Genomic DNA, 18,425 nt, shown 5'->3' with positions numbered 1-18,425 from the left:
GTAGTCGCCGGAAGGACCGCCAAGGATGACCACGCCAGATACCGACAACGGCTTGTGGGTGCGACGCTTCCACCCGGCGCCGGGTGGCGCCCGGCGGTTGGTGTGCCTGCCCCACGCCGGCGGGTCGGCCAGCTTCTACTTCCCCGTCTCCCGCAGCCTCTCCCCCGGCGTCGAGGTGCTGTCGATCCAGTACCCGGGCCGGCAGGATCGCCGCCACGAGAAGTGCGTCGGCGACATCCACCAGCTCGCGCGGGAGGTCTTCACCGTGCTGCGGCCCTGGCTGGACGAGCCGGTGGCGATCTTCGGGCACAGCATGGGGGCCAGCGTCGGTTTCGAGCTCGCCCGGTTGATCGAGCAGGACGGCGGTACGGCCGCGCACCTGTTCGCGTCCGGCCGTCGTGCGCCGTCCCAGTCACGGCACGAGACGGTGCACCTGCTCGACGACGAGGGCCTGCTGGCCGACGTCCGGAAGCTGAGCGGCACCAACTCGGCCGTCCTCGGGGACCCGGAGATGCTGCGGGCCGCGTTGCCGGCGATCCGCAGTGACTACCGGGCCGCGGAGACCTACGTCTACCAGCCGGGTCCGCCGCTGAGCTGCCCGATCACCGTCTTCACCGGCGACGCCGACCCGAAGACGACGGTCGAGGAGGCGCGGGCCTGGTCGACCCACACCACCGGGCCGTTCGACCTGAAGGTCTACCCGGGCGGGCACTTCTTCCTCGCCGAGCACCAGCCGGCGGTCCTGCGCGCCATCTCGTCGGCCCTGAACGCGGCGCCGGCAATCTGACTCCACCGGCGAGGGGCCCGTCCTCCGGTTGTCACGACCGGTCGGCGGGCCCCTCGTCGGTGCGCGGTGTCACCGCTTGTGGCCGACCGCGATCACGTAGTCGAGCTGCGCCAGTTCGCGCTTCATCAGGTCCTGGTTCTTCCAGTGCGAGGCCATGCTCTTGCGTACGGCGGGCTTGACGGCGGCCTGGAACTCCGGGTCGTTGGTCCGGTCGGCCATGTACGCCCGCCAGCCCTCCCAGGTCTGGTCCTTGATCGACTCGACCTCCGGGTTGTCGAAGCCGGCCTCGGCGAGCTGCTGCGCGTACGTCTCCCGGTCGTGCCAGTTCTCCTTGGGGATGCTGAACTTGACGAAGCTCAGCGGGCCGGACTGGATGGCCGCCCGGACGACGTCGGCGCTGACCGGGATGATGTCGGCAGTGGCCAGCACGCCACCCGGGCGCAGCACGCGCAGCGCCTCCGCGAAGAACGCGCTGCGCGGGTAGAAGTGGAAGGCGGATTCCAGGGCCACGACCCGGTCGAAGGTGTTGTCCTCGAAGGGCAGTTCGGTGGCGCTGCCCAGCCGGAAGTCGGTCCGGTCCGCGAGGCCCTCCTCGCGCGCCCGGCGCTGCGCCGCCTCGACGTGGTGCGGGGTGATGTTCAGGCCGTACACCTTGCCGACCCGGCGTTCGCGCAGCCAGGTGAAGTCCTGGTCGGCGTAGCCGAAGCCGACGTCGAGGACGGTGTCGTCGGGCTTGAGCCCAGCGGCGTCGGCCAGCTTGTCGGCCAAGGCCTCGGCCGCCGTGTCGAGGTCGGTCGCCCCGTCGGCCCAGTAGCCGACGTTCATGTAGTGGGTGCGGCGGGCCGCGAACTCGACGTCGGGCGACTGGATCTCGTAGAAGCGCCGGACCCGGGTGACGGGGTCGGCGGTGAAGACCGTGCGGATCGCCCGGCCGGCGATCTTCAGGTTGTCGAACATGAGGTGTTCCTTCCGGTGGGTGGTCTGTTGATCAGCCGCGCCGGACCTGCCGACGCAGGTCCTCGACGAGCGCGGGCACACCGGCCGGGTCGGCCGCCGTGCCGAAGACGTAGAAGTCCGGCCGGACGAGCACCGCCACGGCGTCGTACCGCTTGAGGTGGGTCAGGTAGACGTCGTCGAGGTCGAACGCGGTCAGCGTGACGCCGGGCCCGGGGGCGGGGGCACCGGCGGGCAGCACCCGGACGACCCGGGCGTCGAGGGAGTCCAGGAAGGCGCGCTCGTCGGCGCCGAGCAGGCCGTCGGGCTCCTCGGCGCAGATCAGGGCGAAGCCGGTCCCGACGACCTCGTCGAAGAGCCCGGCACGACCGTCGACCTCGACCCGCCCCTGCGGCATCGGCACGCCGGCGCCGGCAACGAGGGGGTCGGCGTCGGGGGCGTCGGCCGGGCGGCGGTGCCGGATCCCGCCGACCAGGGGCTCCAGCAGTGACCGCGTACGGGCCCGGGTGGTCCGACGACGCAGCTCGGCGAGCATGGCGGCGTCCCGGCCGGCCGCGGCGGTGCGGTCGGTCTCGCAGATGACCGTGCCCGAGTCGATCGACATCCGGATGGCGTGCTGCACGTGCGCGCACCGCTCGTCCTGGTAGGTGTCCAGCAGTGCCTCGTCGGCGAGACCGCGGTGCACCAGGTCGAGTTTCCAGGCGAGGTTGAGCGCGTCCCGGAAGCCCGAGCTCATCCCCTGCCCCATGAACGGCGGCATCACGTGTGCCGCGTCACCGGCGATCAGGATCCGGCCGGAACGCCAGCGGTCGGCCGAGCACGCCTGGGTGGTGTAGACGCCGTACCGCTCCAGGGTCGCGTTGGCGGGGGTGATGTCGAAGAGCCCGAGCAGCCGCCAGGCGCTCTCGACGCTCTCGAACTCCTCCCGGCTCTCCCCCGGCACCCGCATGAACTCCCACCGCCGGTGCCCCGGGCCGGCCGACACGGCGGTGCGGGGCCGCGCCGGGTCGCAGACCTGGAGGTTGTTCGGCTTGAACTCGCGGGTCTCGTGCGGCACCACGTCGCAGACCAGCCAGTCGTACGTGAAGCCGAGGTCGGTGACGCCGCTGCCCAGGTGCTCCCGGACGAAGCTGTTGGCCCCGTCGCACCCCACCACCCAGCGGGCCGCGCGGACCTCCTCACCGTCCGGCCCGGCGATGGTGACCTCGACCCGGTCGTCGTGCTCGGTCAGGGCGGTCACCTGGTGCGGGCGCAGCACGGTGACGCCCGGCAGTTCCGCTCCCCGCTCGGCGAGCAGCGCCTCCAGGCCGGGCTGGTGGAAGGAGACCGAGTCGGGCCAGCCCATCGGGCCGTCGCCGGTCACCTTGACGTGCAGCAGGGTCCGGCCGAAGCCGTTCTTGAAGGTGTACTCCCCCGACGACTCCACCACGGGACCGAGCCGGTCGGCGACCCCGGCGGCGGCCAGGATGCGGCTCGCCTCGCCGTCGTACGACACGGCACGCGGGAAGTTGTACGGGGTGGCCCACCGCTCGACCGCCGTGACGGTGAGACCCCGCTGCGCCAGCAGGATCGTGAGCATCTCACCGACCGGGCCGTAGCCCACGATCAGGACGTCGGTCATCAGCATCGGTATCGGTTCCTCGCGGGGTCGGTCGGACACGTTGTCGAAGGGACGGCTCCCGCCGTCCCGGGCGGCCGGACGGCCATCAGAGGCCGAGCTCGGAGTCGATGAGGTCGAAGAGGTCGTCGTCGCTGGCCAGTTCGAGGTCGAGGTCGGGGTCGCCGCCCGATCCGGCGCGCATCGTCCGCCACTTGGCGATCAGCACCTCCAGCCGGGACCCGATCTGGGCGTGCAGCTCCGGCTCCACACTGGCCTCGGTCAGCGAGCGTTCCAGGTTCTCCAGGTCCGTGACGACCGGCGGAACCACCGGGCCGGTGTCCGGCGCGAGCTGGGACACCAGGAACCCGGCCAGCGCGTTCGGATCCGGATAGTCGAAGATCAGCGTGGCCGGCAGGCGCAGACCGGTCGCCGTGGTCAGCCGGTTGCGCAGCTCGACGGCGGTCAACGAGTCGAAGCCGATCTGGCTGAACGCCCGGCCGGGGGCGACCGCCGACCGGCTGCCGTGCCCGAGCACGCTCGCCGCCTGCTCGCGTACCAGGTCGACCACCAGGCTGTGGCGGTCTGGCCCGGCCAGCGCCGCCAGTTCGTCGGCGAGGGTACGCCCGCCGGCGGTCGGGGCGGCCGACCGGACGCTCGGCCGTTCCCGCCGCATCAGCCCGCGCAGCAGGGCCGGGGGTCGACCGACCCGTTCGCCGAGCGCGGCGACGTCGATCCTCGTCGGCACCAGCACCGGTTCGGCCATCCGCAGGCCCGCGTCGAACAGGGCCATGCCCAGGTCGGACGGGATCGCGAGTTGCCCGTCCCGGGCGGTGATCCGGGGATCGGACCGGTCCAGCTTGGCGGTCATCTCGCTGGCCTGCTCCCACAGCCCCCAGGCGAACGACCGGCCCGGCAGGCCCTCGGCGCGGCGGGCCAGCGCGAGCGCGTCGAGGAACGCGTTGGCCGCCGCGTAGTTCGCCTGGCCGGGCACGCCGAAGACGCCCGCGCCGGAGGAGAACAGCACGAACCCGGCCAGGTCGAGGTGACGGGTCAGCTCGTGCAGGTGCCAGGCGGCGTCGAGCTTCGGCGCGAACACCGTGTCGACGCGCTGCGCGGTCATGGTGGTGACCACCCCGTCGTCGAGCACCCCGGCGAGGTGCACGACCGCGGTCAGCGGGTGCCGCGCCGGCACGGCGTCCAGCACCCCGGCCAGGCCGTCGGGGTCGGCCACGTCGGCCGCCACCACCGTGGCCTCGGCGCCCAGGGACCGCAGCTCGGCGACCGCCTCGGCCGCGCCGGGGGCCCGCTCGCCGCGCCGGCTGACCAGCAGCAGCCGCCGTACGCCGTGGGTCTCGACCAGTCGCCGGGCGACGAGCTGGCCCAGGGTCCCGGTCCCGCCGGTCAGCAGCACGGTGCCGTCGGGGTCCCACGCCCGGGGCATGGTGAGCACCACCTTGCCGACGTGCCGGGCCTGGCTGACGTGCCGGAACGCCTCCGGCGCCTGGCGGACGTCCCACACCTGGGTGGGCAGCGGGGTGAGCGCGCCCCGCTCGAAGAGTTCCAGCAGCACGACGAGCATGCGCTGCACCTCGTCGGGGTCCTCCAGGGTCAGGTCGAAGGCGGTGTAGGCCACCCCCGGGTGGTCGGCGGCGACCCGGTCAGCATCGCGGATGTCCGTCTTGCCCATCTCGATGAACCGTCCGCCGCGCGGCAGCAGCCGCAGCGAGGCGTCGACGAACTCGCGGGCCAGCGAGTCCAGCACGACGTCGACGCCACGGCCGCCGGTGCCGGCGGAGAACCGGGTCTCGAAGTCGAGGGTCCGGGACGAGGCCAGCCGGTCGTCGTCGAGGCCCATCGCCCGCAGGGCGTCCCACTTGGCGGGGCTGGCGGTGGCGTACACCTCGGCGCCGAGGTGCCTGGCGAGTTGCACGGCGGCCATGCCGACGCCGCCGGCTGCCGCGTGCACCAGCACCGACTCGCCCCGGGTGAGCCCGGCCAGGTTGACCAGGCCGTGATAGGCGGTCAGGAAGACCACCGGCACGGACGCGGCGTCGACGAAGGACCAGCCGGCCGGCATCGGGGCCAGCAGCCGGCGGTCGGTGACCGCGACGGGCCCGAAGCAGCCCACGAAGACCCCGAACACCCGGTCGCCGGGGCGCAGGTCGCTCACCTCGGCGCCCACCTCCAAGACCTCGCCGGCTCCCTCGCCGCCGAGCGGCCCCGCGTCGCCCGGGTAGAGGCCGAGCGCGTTGAGCACGTCGCGGAAGTTCAGGCCGGCGGCGCGGACGCGTACCCGGACGTCGCGGGGTCCCAGGACGGTGTCGGCGGCGTCGGTCGGGCTCAGGGTGAGGTTCTCCAGGCTGCCCCGCACCGGCGCGTCCAGCCGCCACGCGGCGGCGGGCGGTGCGGCGAGTTCGCCCGTCGAACCGGCCCGCGCCAACCGCGGCACGTACGTTGCGCCGCCCCGGATCGCCGCCTGCGGCTCGGCCGCCGCCAGCAGGGCGGCGACCTGGTCGGGGCTGATCCCGGCCCCGTCGACGTCGACGACGACCACCTGGTCCGGGTTCTCCGACTGGGCGGAGCGGACCAGCCCCCACGCCGCCGCGGCGGCCGGGTCGGTCACCTCGCCGGCGCCGTGCACGGCCACCGCACCCCGGGTCACCAGCACCAGCCGTGACGCCGCCCAGCGGGGCTCGGTGAGCCAGCGTTTGATCAGGTCGAGGGCCCGGACGGCGGCGAGGCGGGCGGCGCGCGGGACGGGCTGCGCGGCTTCCGCGTCGAGCGGCACGATCACCGCCCCGGGCAGGCCCAGTCCCGCGTCGACGGCGTCGGCGAGGCCGTCCAGCCCGGGGTGGAGCGGGAACCCGTCCAGGCCGGGGGCGATCGCCACGGCGGCGACCGGGGCGACCCCGTCGACCGGCGGCAGCGGCGTCCAGTCGATCCGGAACAGGGCGTCCCGGGTGGCCCGGTCGTCGGTGACCGCCAGCTCCGCGGCGGAGATCGGCCGCATCGTCAGGGCGGTCACGTCGGCGACCGGGGCGCCGGTCGGGTCGGCGGCGGTCAACGCGATGGCGTGCGGCCCGACCTGGGTGAGCCGGACCCGCAGCGCGGTCGCTCCGGTGGCGTGCAGGGTGACACCGTTCCAGGCGAACGGCAGCAGCAGCCGGCCGGCCCCGGCCTCGGCCAGGCCGCCGAAGTGCGCGGCGTGCAGGGCCGCGTCGAACAGGGCCGGGTGCAGGCCGTAGCGATCGGCGTCGACCCGCTGGGCCGCCGGCAGCTCCACCTCGGCGTAGACCTCGTCGCCGCTGGTCCACACGGCGCGCAGTCCCTGGAACGCCGGCCCGTACGCGTAGCCGTCGGCGTCCAGTCCGGCGTAGAAGCCGGTCAGGTCGACGGGGCGGGCGTCACGCGGCGGCCACGTGGTGAGCTGTGCCGGCGCGGCGGGCTGGTCGGCGGAGAGGGTGGCGCTGGCATGCCGGGTCCACGGGCCTCCGGCCGGGCCGTCGGCGGGCCGGGAGTGCACGGTCACCGGGCGGCGTCCGTCGTCGCCGGCCGCGCCCACCGCCACCTGCACCTGGGTCGCGCCCCCCGCGGGCAGGGTCAGCGGGGCCTCGATGACCAGCTCGTCGAGGACCGGGTGGCCGATCTCGTCCCCGACGCGTAGGCAGAGCTCCACCAGGCCGGTGCCGGGCACCAGCACGCTGTCGGTGACCCGGTGGTCGGCCAGCCACGGCTGCGCGTCGGTCGACAGCCGCCCGGTGAACAGGTGTCCCCGCGTCTCGGCCAACGCGACCGACGCGCCGAGCAGCGGATGCCCGGAGGCGTCCAGGCCGGCGGCGCCGACGTCGCCGGGGCCGGAGACCGGCCGGGGCCAGTAGCGGCGGTGGTCGAACGCGTACGTGGGCAGGTCGACCCGCCGGCCGCCGGCCAGCGCGGGCCGCCAGTCCACCGGTACGCCGCCCACGTGCAGCTGGGCCAGCGAGAGCAGGAACCGTTCCCGGTCGCCCTGGTCCCGCTGCACCGAGCCGACCACCACGGTCTCGCCGTCGTGGTCGGCGAGGCTCTCCTCGATGCCCACGGTGAGCACCGGGTGCGGGCTGCACTCGACGTAGGTGTCGTGGCCCTGTGCGGCCAACGACCGGATCGCCCGCTCCAGTTCGACCGGCTGCCGCAGGTTGCGGTACCAGTAGTCCGGGCCCATCTCCTCGCCGTCGAGCCAGCGCAGGTCGGTGGTGGAGAACAGCGGCACGGCCGCCGGGCCGGGGGCGATGCCCGCCAGCACCTCGGCCAGTTCGTCGCGGATGCGTTCCACCTGTGCGGAGTGGGAGGCGTAGTCGACGGCGATCCGCCGCACCCGGGCCTGCTCGCCGGCCAGTTCGGCGAGGAGTTCCTCCACCGCCTCCGGCTCGCCGGAGACCACCACGGCGGCCGGGCCGTTCACGGCGGCCACCGCGATCCGGTCGCCGAACCGGGAGATCCGCTCGCGGACCGTGTCGGCGGGAAGCGCGACGGAGGCCATCGCCCCGTGCCCGGCCAGGGCCCGTAGCGCCCGGCTACGCAGCGCCACCACCCGGGCGGCGTCGGGCAGGGAGAGCACCCCGGCGACGCAGGCGGCGGCGATCTCGCCCTGCGAGTGGCCGACCACGGCGGCCGGCTGGACGCCGTACGAGCGCCACAGTTCGGCGAGCGACACCATCATCGCGAACAGGGCGGGCTGCACCACGTCGACGTCGTCGAGACCGGGCGCGCCGGGCACCCGGCGCAGCACGTCCAGCAGCGACCAGCTCAGGTACGGGCGCAGCGCCGCGTCGCAGGCCGCCATCCGCTCGGCGAACACCGGGGCCTCGTCGAGCAGGTCCAGTCCCATGCCGAGCCACTGCGAGCCCTGCCCGGGGAAGACGAAGACGCACCGGCCGGCGAGCCCCGCGTCGCCGCGTACCACGCCCGGGTCGGGGCGGCCCTCGGCGAGCGCGTCGAGGGCGGCGGCGATCCGGTCCGGGGACGCGCCGACCAGCACGGCCCGGGAGTCGAAGGTGCTCCGGCTGGTGGCCAGGGACCAGGCCACGTCGAGGGGCCGCTGGTCGGGCCGCTCGGCGAGGTGTTCCCGCAGTCGGCGGGCCTGCCCGACCAGCGCCTCCGGGGTACGCGCGGACAACAGCCACGGCAGCGCGCGGGCCGTCCCGTCGACGGTCTCCGGCGTCGTCCCGGCACCCGCCTGCCGGGCCGACCCGACGGGCGGCTCCGGGGCCGGTGCCGGCTCGGGGACGGCCTCGACGATCACGTGGGCGTTGGTGCCGCTGATGCCGAACGACGAGACGCCGGCCCGCGCCGGCCGGTCCGCCGGGGGCCACGGGCGGGCCTCGGTCAGCAGTTCCAGCGATCCCGACTCCCAGTCGACACGCGAGCTGCGGCGCTCGGCGTGCAGGGTGCGGGGCAGCCGGCCGTGCCGCATGGCGAGGACCATCTTCAGCACCCCGGCCACACCGGCCGCGGCCTGGGTGTGCCCGAGGTTGGACTTGACGGAGCCGAGCAGCACCGGCAGGGCGTCCGCCGGGCGCTGCCCGTAGGTGGCGAGGATCGCCTCCGCCTCGATGGGGTCGCCGAGTGACGTGCCCGTGCCGTGCGCCTCCACGACGTCCACCTCGGCGGCGGTCAGCCCGGCGGCGCCCAGCGCGGCCCGGATGACCCGTTCCTGGGAGGGCCCGTTCGGGGCCGTCAGTCCGTTGGACGCGCCGTCCTGGTTGACCGCCGAGCCACGGACCACGGCGAGGACCGGATGACCCCGGCGGCGGGCGTCGGAGAGGCGTTCCACCACCAGCACCCCGACGCCCTCGGACATGCCGAAGCCGTCGGCGCCCTCGGCGAACGCCTTGCACCGCCCGTCGGCGGCGAGACCGCGTTGGCGGCTGAACCCGGTCAGCCCGGCCGGGGTGGACATCACCGACACGCCGCCGGCCAGGGCCAGGTCGCAGTCGCCCTGCCGCAGCGCCTGGACGGCCAGGTGCAGCGCCACCAGAGACGCCGAGCAGGCGGTGTCCACGGTGACCGCCGGCCCCTCCAGCCCGAGCGCGTACGCGACCCGGCCGGAGAGAACGCTGCCGGCCGTGCCGGTGAGCAGGTGTCCCTCGTCGGCGGTGACCTCACCGTCGTCGGAGACGACACCGGGGGCGATCCGGTCGGCGTAGTCCTGGCCGTGGGTGCCGGCGAAGACACCGGTCCTGCTGCCGCGCAGGGTCACCGGGTCGATGCCGCCCCGTTCCAGCGCCTCCCAGGAGGATTCCAGCAGCAGCCGGTGCTGCGGGTCCATCGCGAGCGCCTCGCGGGGGCTGATACCGAAGAACGTGGCGTCGAAGTCGGCGATCCCGGTGAGGAATCCGCCGGCCCGCACGTACGTCCGGCCGGGCGTGCCGGGCGTCGGGTCGTACAGGTCCGCCAGCGGCCAGCCCCGGTCGGCGGGCAGGTCGCCGATGACGTCCCCGCCCGCGTCGAGCAGCCGCCACAGCTCCTCGGGGGAGCCGATGCCGCCGGGGAACCGGCAGGCCATCGCCACGATGGCGACCGGCTCGTCCAGGGCGACGGTGGTCGCGTCGGTGACCTCGGTGGCGGCGGTGCCGAGCAGCCGGGCGTGCAGGTGCGCGGCGAGCAGCTCCGGGGTGGGGTGGTTGAACACGGCGTGCGGGGCGAGGCGGACGCCGGTGACGGCGGTGAGCCGGTTGCTCAGTTCCACCGCCATCAGCGAGTCGAAGCCGAGCTCCTTGAACGGGCGGCGCGGCTCGACCTGGTCGGGGCCGGCGTGCCCGACCACGGTGGCGCACCGGGTGCGCACCAGGTCCAGCAGCAGGGTGGCCCGCTCGGGCTCGGCCAGTTCGGCCAGCCGGTCGGCGAAGCCCTTGGCGGAGGCGGGCGCGGAGTCGGCGTTGACGGCCCGGCGGGGCGGCGGGGGCAGCAGGGCCCGCAGCAGGGCGGGCACCTCGCCGGAGCTGCGGACGGCCGCCAGGTCGAGCCCGATCGGCACCAGCGCGGGCCGGTCGACGTGCAGGGCGGCGTCGAACAGCGCCAGACCGGCAGCCGTGTCCAGGGGGCGGGTGCCGCCCCGGGCGAGCCGGGCCAGGTCCGCCGGGGTGAGCCGGCCGGCCATCCCGTCCTCCGCGGACCACAGCCCCCAGGCCAGGGCGGTCGCGGGCAGGCCGTGGGCGCGGCGGTGCGCGGCCAGCGCGTCGAGGAACGCGTTGCCGGCCGCGTAGTTGCCCTGGCCGGGGCTGCCGAAGGTGGCGGCGGCCGAGGAGAAGAGCACGAACGCGGCCAGGTCGAGACCGGCGGTGAGCTCGTGCAGGTGCCACGCGCCGTCCACCTTGGACCGCAGGGCCCGCGCCCAGCGCTCCGGGTCCAGGTCGGTGAGCAGCGCGTCGTCGGTGACCCCGGCGGCGTGCACCACGGCGACCAGCCGGTCGGCCAGCGGGGCGACGACGTCGGCGAGCGCCGCCCGGTCGGCGACGTCGGCCGCGACCACCCGGACCGTGACGCCGGCGTCGGTCAACGCGGCCGTCCAGTCGCCGGCCCGGCCGGTGCGGCTGACCAGGACCAGCTCGGCGACGCCGTGCACGGTGGCGAGGTGGGTGGCGACGTGCCGGCCGACCCCGCCCGTGCCGCCGGTGACGAGCACGGTGCCGCCGGCCAGCGCCGGGACCGGCGTGGCGGCCGGAGGATGGTCGACCGGTCGTAGCCGAGGCAGCAGGACACGGCCGTCGCGGACCGCCACCTGAGGCTCGTCCGGGGCGACGGCCAGCGCCGACCGGACGGTCGCGTCGTCGGTGGCGTCGAGGCTGAGCAGCAGGAACCGGTCGGGATGCTCGGCCTGGGCGACCCGGACCAGCCCGGCCACCGGGGCGTGCACCGGGTCACCGTCGCGGACGGCGAGGGCCAGTCGGGTGGTCTCGGCGCGGGGATCGCCCAGCCAGCTCTGGAGCACGCCGAGGACGGCGAGGCCGACGGCGTGCGCCCGGTCGGGCACCGGGCGGCCCGGTTCGCCGTCACCGACCCGCAGCACCAGCAGCGGCGGCAGCGGCCCGGCGGGGGGTGTCTCGTCGGCGAGCGTCCAGGAGGGCGCCGGGGTCGCCGGGAAGGCCGCGGGCAGCCAGTCGACGGCGTACAGGCCGGTGGGCGCGGTCGTGGGCGCCGGTGCGGCGGCGGGCGGCAGTTCCCGGGACCGCAGCACCACCCGGTCCACGTCGAGCACGGGCGCGCCGGCGTCGTCGACGGCGCTCAGCGTCACGGCGTCCGCCCCGGCGGGGGCCAGGCAGACGCGCAGCGCGTGCGCACCGGTGGCGTGCAGGCGCACCCCCGCCCACTCGGTGGGCACCAGGCGGGTGGTGGGCGCGGCGCCGGCTTGGCCGCCGGGCGCGAAGTCGGCGAGCGGAAGCAGGCGCAGGGCCGCCTCCAGCACCAGCGGGTGTACGCCGTACCGCTCGGCGTCCGGGTCCCTGGCGTCCTCGGGCAGGCGTACGTCGACGAAGAGCCGGTCGGCGGAGAGCCACGCGGCCCGGGCCAGTTCCCCGGCCATCGCCCGGTGCTCAGGGGTGGTCAGGTCCACCGGCCGGGCCCCGACGGGCGGCCAGGTCGGGGCGAGGGCGCCCCGTCCGCTCCCCGGGTCGATAGGGCCGAGCACGGCCTCGGCGACCTGCCGCCAGGGCTGCCCGTCACCGGCCCGGACGTGGCAGTGCGCCACCCGGCGCTGGTGCTCGTCCGGCGCGGATACGCCGACCTGCACCTGGAGGGTCGGTTCGGCGGGCAGCGGCACGGGCTCGGGAACGTCCAGCCGTTCCACGGTCGGGGTGCCGATCCGTTCGCCGAGGTGGGTGAGCATGTCCAGCAGGGCGGTGGCGGGCAGCAGCGCGGGCGTGCCGTCCCCCGGGGCGGCCAGCCACGGCTGGGTGGCCCCGGAGACCTGACCGGTGCAGACCACCTGACCGGTGCCGGCGACCGGCAGCACCCCGCCGAGCAGCGGGTGCCCGGCGTCCGCCAGGCCGACGCCGACCGGGCCGCCGGCGACGGCCGGAGCGGGCAGCCAGTAGTGCCGGCGCTGGAAGGCGTACGTGGGCAGGTGGACGCGACGGTGCGGGCCGGGACCGGCGAGGGCGGCGCGGTCCACGGCGACGCCCCGCACGTGCAGCCGCGCCACGGCGGCGAGCAGGGCCTCCTGCTCGTCGGTGACGCCCCGCAGGGCGGGGACGAAGGCCAGCTCGTCCGCCTCGGCCACGAGGCAGTCCTGGGCCATCGCGGTGAGTACGCCGGCCGGGCCGACCTCCAGGAACGTGGTGACGCCCTGTCCGTGCAGGGCCCGTACGCCGTCGTGGAAGCGCACCGTGCCCCGCACGTGCGCCACCCAGTAGTCGGGTGAGCAGAGCCGGGCCGGGTCGACGGGGTGACCGGTCAGGTTGGACACCACCGGCAGGTGCGGGGTGCGGTACGTGAGCCCGGCCGCCACCGCGCGGAACTCGTCGAGCATCGGCTCCATGCGCGGCGAGTGGAACGCGTGCGACACCCGGAGCCGGCTGGTGCGCCGGCCGGCGGCGCGCAGGGTGGCCGCGAGTGCCAGCACGGCGTCGGTGTCGCCGGAGACGACGACGCTGGTCGGGCCGTTGACGGCGGCGAGGCCCACCCGGTCGGTCAGCTGCGCGGCGACCTCGGCCTCGTCGGCCTCGACGGCGACCATCGCGCCCCCGGCGGGAAGCTGCTGCATCAGCCGGGCCCGGGCGGCGACGAGTGCCGCCGCGTCGGCGAGGGGGAACACCCCGGCCACGTGCGCGGCGGCCAGCTCGCCGACGGAGTGGCCGAGCACCGCGTCGGGGCGTACCCCCCACGACTCGAGCAGGCGGTACAGGGCGACCTCGAAGGCGAACAGTCCCGGCTGGGTGTACAGGGTCTGGTCGAGCAGGTCGGCCGGTGCGCTGCCCTCGGCGGCGAAGACGACGTCCGCGACGGGGTACGGGGTGTGGCCGGCGAGGCAACGGTCGAGTTCCGCGCAGGCGGCGTCGAAGGCGTCGGCGAAGACGGGGTACGCCGCGTGCAGTTCGCGGCCCATGCCGGCGCGCTGGCCGCCCTGCCCGCCGAAGATCAGGCCGAGCCGGCCGTCGGCGACCCGGCCGGAGAACACGTTCGCGACGTCCGGGTCCGGCTCGCCCCGGGTCAGCGCGGTCAGGCCCGTGCGGGTGGCGGCCGGGTCGCCGGCCAGCACCACGGCCCGGTGCTCGAGGCTGGCGCGGGTGGTGGCGAGCGCGTGCCCGACGTCGGCCGGGTCGGCGTCCGCCCCGGGGCCGTCGAGCCAGGTCAGCAGGCGGGCCGCCTGGTCGCGCAGCGCCTCGCCGGAGGCCGCGGCGAGCAGCCACGGCACGGGTCGCCGGGTGTCGCGGGCCACCTGGGGCGACGGCTGCGGGTCGGCGGTTCCGGCTGGTGACCGCCGGTCCGCGTCCGGCGATCCGGACGGCGGGTCGGCGGGGGGCGCCTCGACGATGACGTGGGCGTTGGTGCCGCTGATGCCGAACGACGAGATGCCGGCCCGGCGGGGCCTGCCCACCTCGGGCCACGGGCGGGCCTCGGCGAGCACCTCGACCGCCCCGGCCGACCAGTCCACCTCCGACGTCGGGGCGTCCACGTGCAGGGTGCGGGGCAGCACGCCGTGCCGCATCGCGAGCACCATCTTGATCACCCCGGCGGCGCCGGCGGCTGCCTGGGTGTGGCCGAGGTTGGACTTCAGCGAACCCAGCCGCAGCGGCTCGGCGTCGCCACGTCCCGTCCCGTACGTGGCGAGCAGCGCCTGCGCCTCGATCGGGTCGCCCAGCCGGGTGCCCGTGCCGTGCGCCTCGACGACGTCCACGTCGGCGGTACGGAGGCCGGCGGCGGCCAGCGCCCGGCGGATGACCCGCTCCTGGGCGGGCCCGCTGGGGGCGGTGAGCCCGTTTGACGCGCCGTCGGAGTTCACGGCGGAGCCGCGCAGCACGGCGAGGACGGAATGGCCCCGCCGGCGGGCGTCGGAGAGCCGTTCCAGCAGCAGCACGGCGACGCCCTCGGACCAGCCGGTGCCGTCGGCGCCCTCGGCGAACGCCTTGCACCGGCCGTCCGGGGCGAGCCCGCGCTGCCGGCTGAACTCCACGAACGCCTGCGGGGTGCCCATCACCGCCACGCCACCGGCCACGGCGAGGGAGCAGTCACCGGCGCGCAGCGCCTGGGCCGCCAGGTGCAGCGCCACCAGCGACGACGAGCACGCCGTGTCGACCGTGACCGCCGGTCCCTCCAGCCCCAGCGCGTACGCGACCCGGCCGGAGACGACACTGCCGGCGGTGCCGACGCCGAGGTAGCCCTCGGTGCCGGGCGGCGCCTGGCGCAGGTTCGCGGCGTAGTCGTGGTGCATGACGCCGGTGAAGACGCCGGTGGCGCTGCCGCGCAGCGAGGTGGGGTCGATGCCGGCCCGCTCGAACAGCTCCCAGGACGTCTCCAGCAGCAGCCGCTGCTGCGGGTCCATGGCCAGCGCCTCGCGCGGGCTGATCGCGAACAGGGTGGCGTCGAAGTCCGCGGCGTCGGTCAGGAAGCCGCCCGTCCTGACGTACGAGGTGCCGGGCCGGTCGGCGTCGTCGGAGAACAGGTGGGCGAGGTCCCAGCCCCGGTCGGTGGGGAACTCCGTGAGCCCCTCCCGTCCCTCGTCGACCAGGTCCCACAGTTCCTCGGGGGAGCCGACCCCGCCGGGGAGCCGGCAGGCCATGGCGACGACGACCACCGGATCGTCCACCGTGGACGTCGGGGCCGGTCCGTCCGGCACGGAACCGGCCTCCGGGTTGACGCCGCGCAGCCGGGCGGCGAGGTGCCGGGCGAGAGCGTCGGGGCTGGGCCGGTCGAACGCGGCCGTGGCGGAGAGCCGAACGCCGGTGGCCCGGGCCAGCCGGTCGCGCAGGGCGACGGCGCTGACCGAGGTGAAGCCGAGTTCCTTGAAGGCCCGGTCCGGGCGGACCGCAGCCGGCCCGGGCAGGCCGGCCACCTCGGCGGTCGCGGCGCGGACCAGGTCGAGCAGGAGGCGGTCGCCCTCGCCGGTGGTCAGCCCGGCCAGCCGGCGGCGCAACTCGGCGGCGTCCCGGTCGTCCTCGGCGTCCCGGGCCGCCGTGACGGGCGTACGCCAGGCGGGGTGTGCGGCGTCTGCGTGGCCTGCCGGACGGGCGAGCAGGACCAGGTCGTCGCCGTCGTGGGCCACGTCGAACGCGGCGAGGTCGGCGCGCGTGGTGGGCGCGGTGAGGTCGGCGTGCGCGGTCGGCGGGGCGAGGTGCGCCGTGGGCGCGGTGGCCGTGCCGACGAGCCGGGCCGGGAGACCGGCGGCGCGGCGGCAGGCGGCCAGGGCGTGCAGGGCGCCGACGGCCGAGGCGGCCCGTTCCTGGCCGGCGGCGCCCAGCAGCAGGGCGGACGGGGCGAGGACGGTGAACGCGGCGGCCGGGTTCCGGGTCCCGGCGTCCAGCGAGGCGGCGAGGCCGAGCAGCCGGACGACGGCCTCGTCGTCGGCCAGGTCGTGCGCGGTCGGGCAGAGGAAGACCCCGCCGAGCGGCTCGTCACCCGCCTGGTGGGCGGGCAGCGCGGCGGCCTCGGCCCCCGCGGCGGTGAGCTCGGCGACCAGTGCCGACAGGACGGTCCCGGCCGTGGTGCCGGTGTGGAGCAGCCGCAGCCGGCGGGCGCCGTGCGCCGCGACGAGGTGCCGCGCCAGCGCCTCGCCGGTCGGCCCGTCGGCGCCGGTGACCAGGACCGGCCGGGCCGGGTCGACCACCGTGGCCGGCCGCGCCGGCATGGCGGCGGGGGCGGGTGCGAGGACCGCGTGCAGGGCGGTTCCGGCGCGGAGCGCGACCTGCGCGGCGCCGGCGTCCAGCACGGCGGGCAGCAGGGCGGTCGAACCCGGGTCGGCGTCGCGGTCGACCAGCACGATCCGGTCCGGGTACGCGGCCTGTAGGCAGCGTCCGATGGCCTGGACCGCGCCGGCCGCCGCATCGGGCCCGGACCGCTCACCGGCCGCGTCGGGCGCGGCGGCGTCGCCGGGCGTGCCGGTCAGCAGCACCAGCCGGGTGCCGGCGAACCGGTCGTCGTCGAGCCAGCCGCGCAGCCGGTCGGCGAGGTCCACCCCGGCGTCGGCCGGCTCGACCAGCAGCACGGTCACGTCGGGCACGTCCGGGGCGTGGTGCAGGGCGGCCAGGTCGCGGTGGGACCCGAACCGGTCCGCCGTCGACGCCCCGCGCAGCGCCGTGAGCAGCGCCTCGCTCCCGCGCCCGACGACCGCCCAGCGGCGGGTCGGGGCGACGGCGACCTGGGCCGCCGTCGGGACGGGCGCCCCGGCCGGCGGTACGGAGGTCAGATCCAGCGGGTGCCAGGCGAACAGGCTCAGCGCCTCGTGGTGGCTGCCGTTGACCGCCCGCAGTCGGGCCGGCCGGCCGAGCAGGAGCCGGCGGGTGACCTTGCCGGAGGCGGTGCGGGGCACCTGCCCGATCTCGTACAGCTCTTCCGGAACCTTGTGGTACGAGAGCTTCTCCCGGCAGGCCGCGTACCCGGCCCGGGGGTCGAAGCCCTCCGGCCCGGGCACCACGAATGCCACCGGCACCTCGCCGAGCACGTCGTGCGGCCGGCCGGTCACCGCCACGTCGGCGACGCCGGGCACCGCGCGCAGCGCCTCCTCGACCTCGGCCGGATGGATCTTCTCGCCGCCCCGGATGATCAGTTCCCGGTGCCGCCCGGTGACGAAGATGTTGCCCTCGGCGTCACGGCGTGCCAGGTCGCCGGTGCGGTACCAGCCGTCGCGCAGCGCGGCGGCGGTGACCTCCGGCAGTCCGTGATAGCCGAGCATGACGCTCGGCCCGCGGACCCAGACCTCGCCCTCGGCGCCGGTCGGCACGTCCAGGCCACTCTGCGGGCTGACCAGGCGCACCTCGACGCCGGGCACCGCGAGCCCGCAGGAGCCCTCGACCCGGGGCTGGTCCGGCCGGGTGACGGCGATCGAGCCGCAGGTCTCCGTGCTGCCGTACGCGTCGAGCAGCGGCGCGTCGAAGACCTCCTCGAACGCCCGGCGCAGCGCGCCGGTGGTGATCGCCCCGCCGACCAGGCAGACCCGCAGTGCGGGGGCGCGGAAGCCGGTCTCCCGGGCGGCGGTGACCAGGTGGTGGTACATGGCCGGCACACCGGCCAGCACGGTGGCCTCGTCCTCGTCGACCGCCCGCAGCACGTCGTCGGCGGAGAAGCCGTCGATGAGCCGGGCCGTGGCGCCGACCGCGGTCACGCTGAGCACGCACCCGATGTGGGAGAGGCTGTGGAACAACGGCAGCGGCCAGACCACCCGGTCGGCGGCGGTGAGCCCGGGAATCGGTACGTAGCAGGCGGCGACGGACCAGAGGCAGGTGCGCTGGGTGGAGAGCACGCCCTTGGGCCGGCCGGTGGTGCCGGAGGTGTAGAGCATCCAGGCGACCTCGTCGAGGCCCAGGTCGTCACGGGCGGCCACTGCCGGATCGGTGTCGACCAGGTCACGCCACGCGGTGACGCCGTCGGGCAACGGGCCGTCCCCGGTGGCCACGACCCGCAGGGCCGGCCGGTCGGCGCGCAGCCGCAGCAACTGGTCGAGGTGCCGCTGGTCGGTGACCACCAGCACCGCGCCGGAGTCGTCCAGCAGGTGGGCCAGTTCCGCGTCCGTGGTGTGCGGGTTCACCGGCACGCCGACCGCGGCGGCCCGCGTGACGGCCAGCCAGGTCTCCACCGTCTCCACCCGGTTGCCGAGGCAGAAGGCCACCCGGTCGCCCCGCCCGACTCCCGACGCCGCCAGGTGACCGGCCAGTCGGCGGGTCCGCGTCGCCAGGTCGGCGTATCCGACCGCCCGGCGGTCGTCGCGGAACGCGACCTTGTTCCCCAACCTGGCGGCGTGCGCCTCGATCAGATCGGACAACGGCTGGATCAGGTCGCTCCGAAGCATGTCACCACATCCGTCCGTCGGCGAGACTCCTCATCCGCGGCGTAGACCTCGCTCGCCGTAACGGCCCAAGTCTTCCGAGCGCCCTGCCGGCAACCTACCCCTGTCAC

General features: G+C 76.1%; 4 protein-coding genes. 1 reads left to right on the top strand and 3 read right to left on the bottom strand.

The window, feature by feature from the left end:
* The first annotated feature begins 25 nt into the window (after positions 1-25).
* Positions 26-787, top strand: a complete 762-nt coding sequence (locus AB0D32_RS20645) for an alpha/beta fold hydrolase (protein WP_357092310.1) — start codon at positions 26-28, stop codon at positions 785-787.
* A gap of 69 nt (positions 788-856) precedes the next feature.
* On the opposite strand, the gene AB0D32_RS20640 is transcribed toward AB0D32_RS20645, so the two are convergent.
* From AB0D32_RS20640 to AB0D32_RS20630, 3 genes are all read right to left on the bottom strand, one after another.
* A complete protein-coding gene (locus AB0D32_RS20640) occupies positions 857-1,744 on the bottom strand; it encodes a methyltransferase domain-containing protein (RefSeq protein ID WP_357092308.1) in 888 nt (295 codons plus the stop codon).
* Between the two features lie 31 nt (positions 1,745-1,775).
* Positions 1,776-3,368, bottom strand: coding sequence for a bifunctional 3-(3-hydroxy-phenyl)propionate/3-hydroxycinnamic acid hydroxylase (locus AB0D32_RS20635; RefSeq protein WP_357092305.1), 1,593 nt, complete (start codon positions 3,366-3,368; stop codon positions 1,776-1,778).
* A 79-nt stretch (positions 3,369-3,447) separates the two neighbouring features.
* A complete protein-coding gene (locus tag AB0D32_RS20630; RefSeq protein ID WP_357092302.1) occupies positions 3,448-18,318 on the bottom strand; it encodes an SDR family NAD(P)-dependent oxidoreductase in 14,871 nt (4,956 codons plus the stop codon).
* Positions 18,319-18,425: the final 107 nt, after the last annotated feature.

It is taken from the genome of Micromonospora sp. NPDC048170 (assembly GCF_040652795.1).
Classification (GTDB): domain Bacteria; phylum Actinomycetota; class Actinomycetes; order Mycobacteriales; family Micromonosporaceae; genus Micromonospora.
The sequence above is the reverse complement of the archived record's forward strand: the minus strand, read 5'-3'. Positions and strand labels throughout refer to the sequence as shown.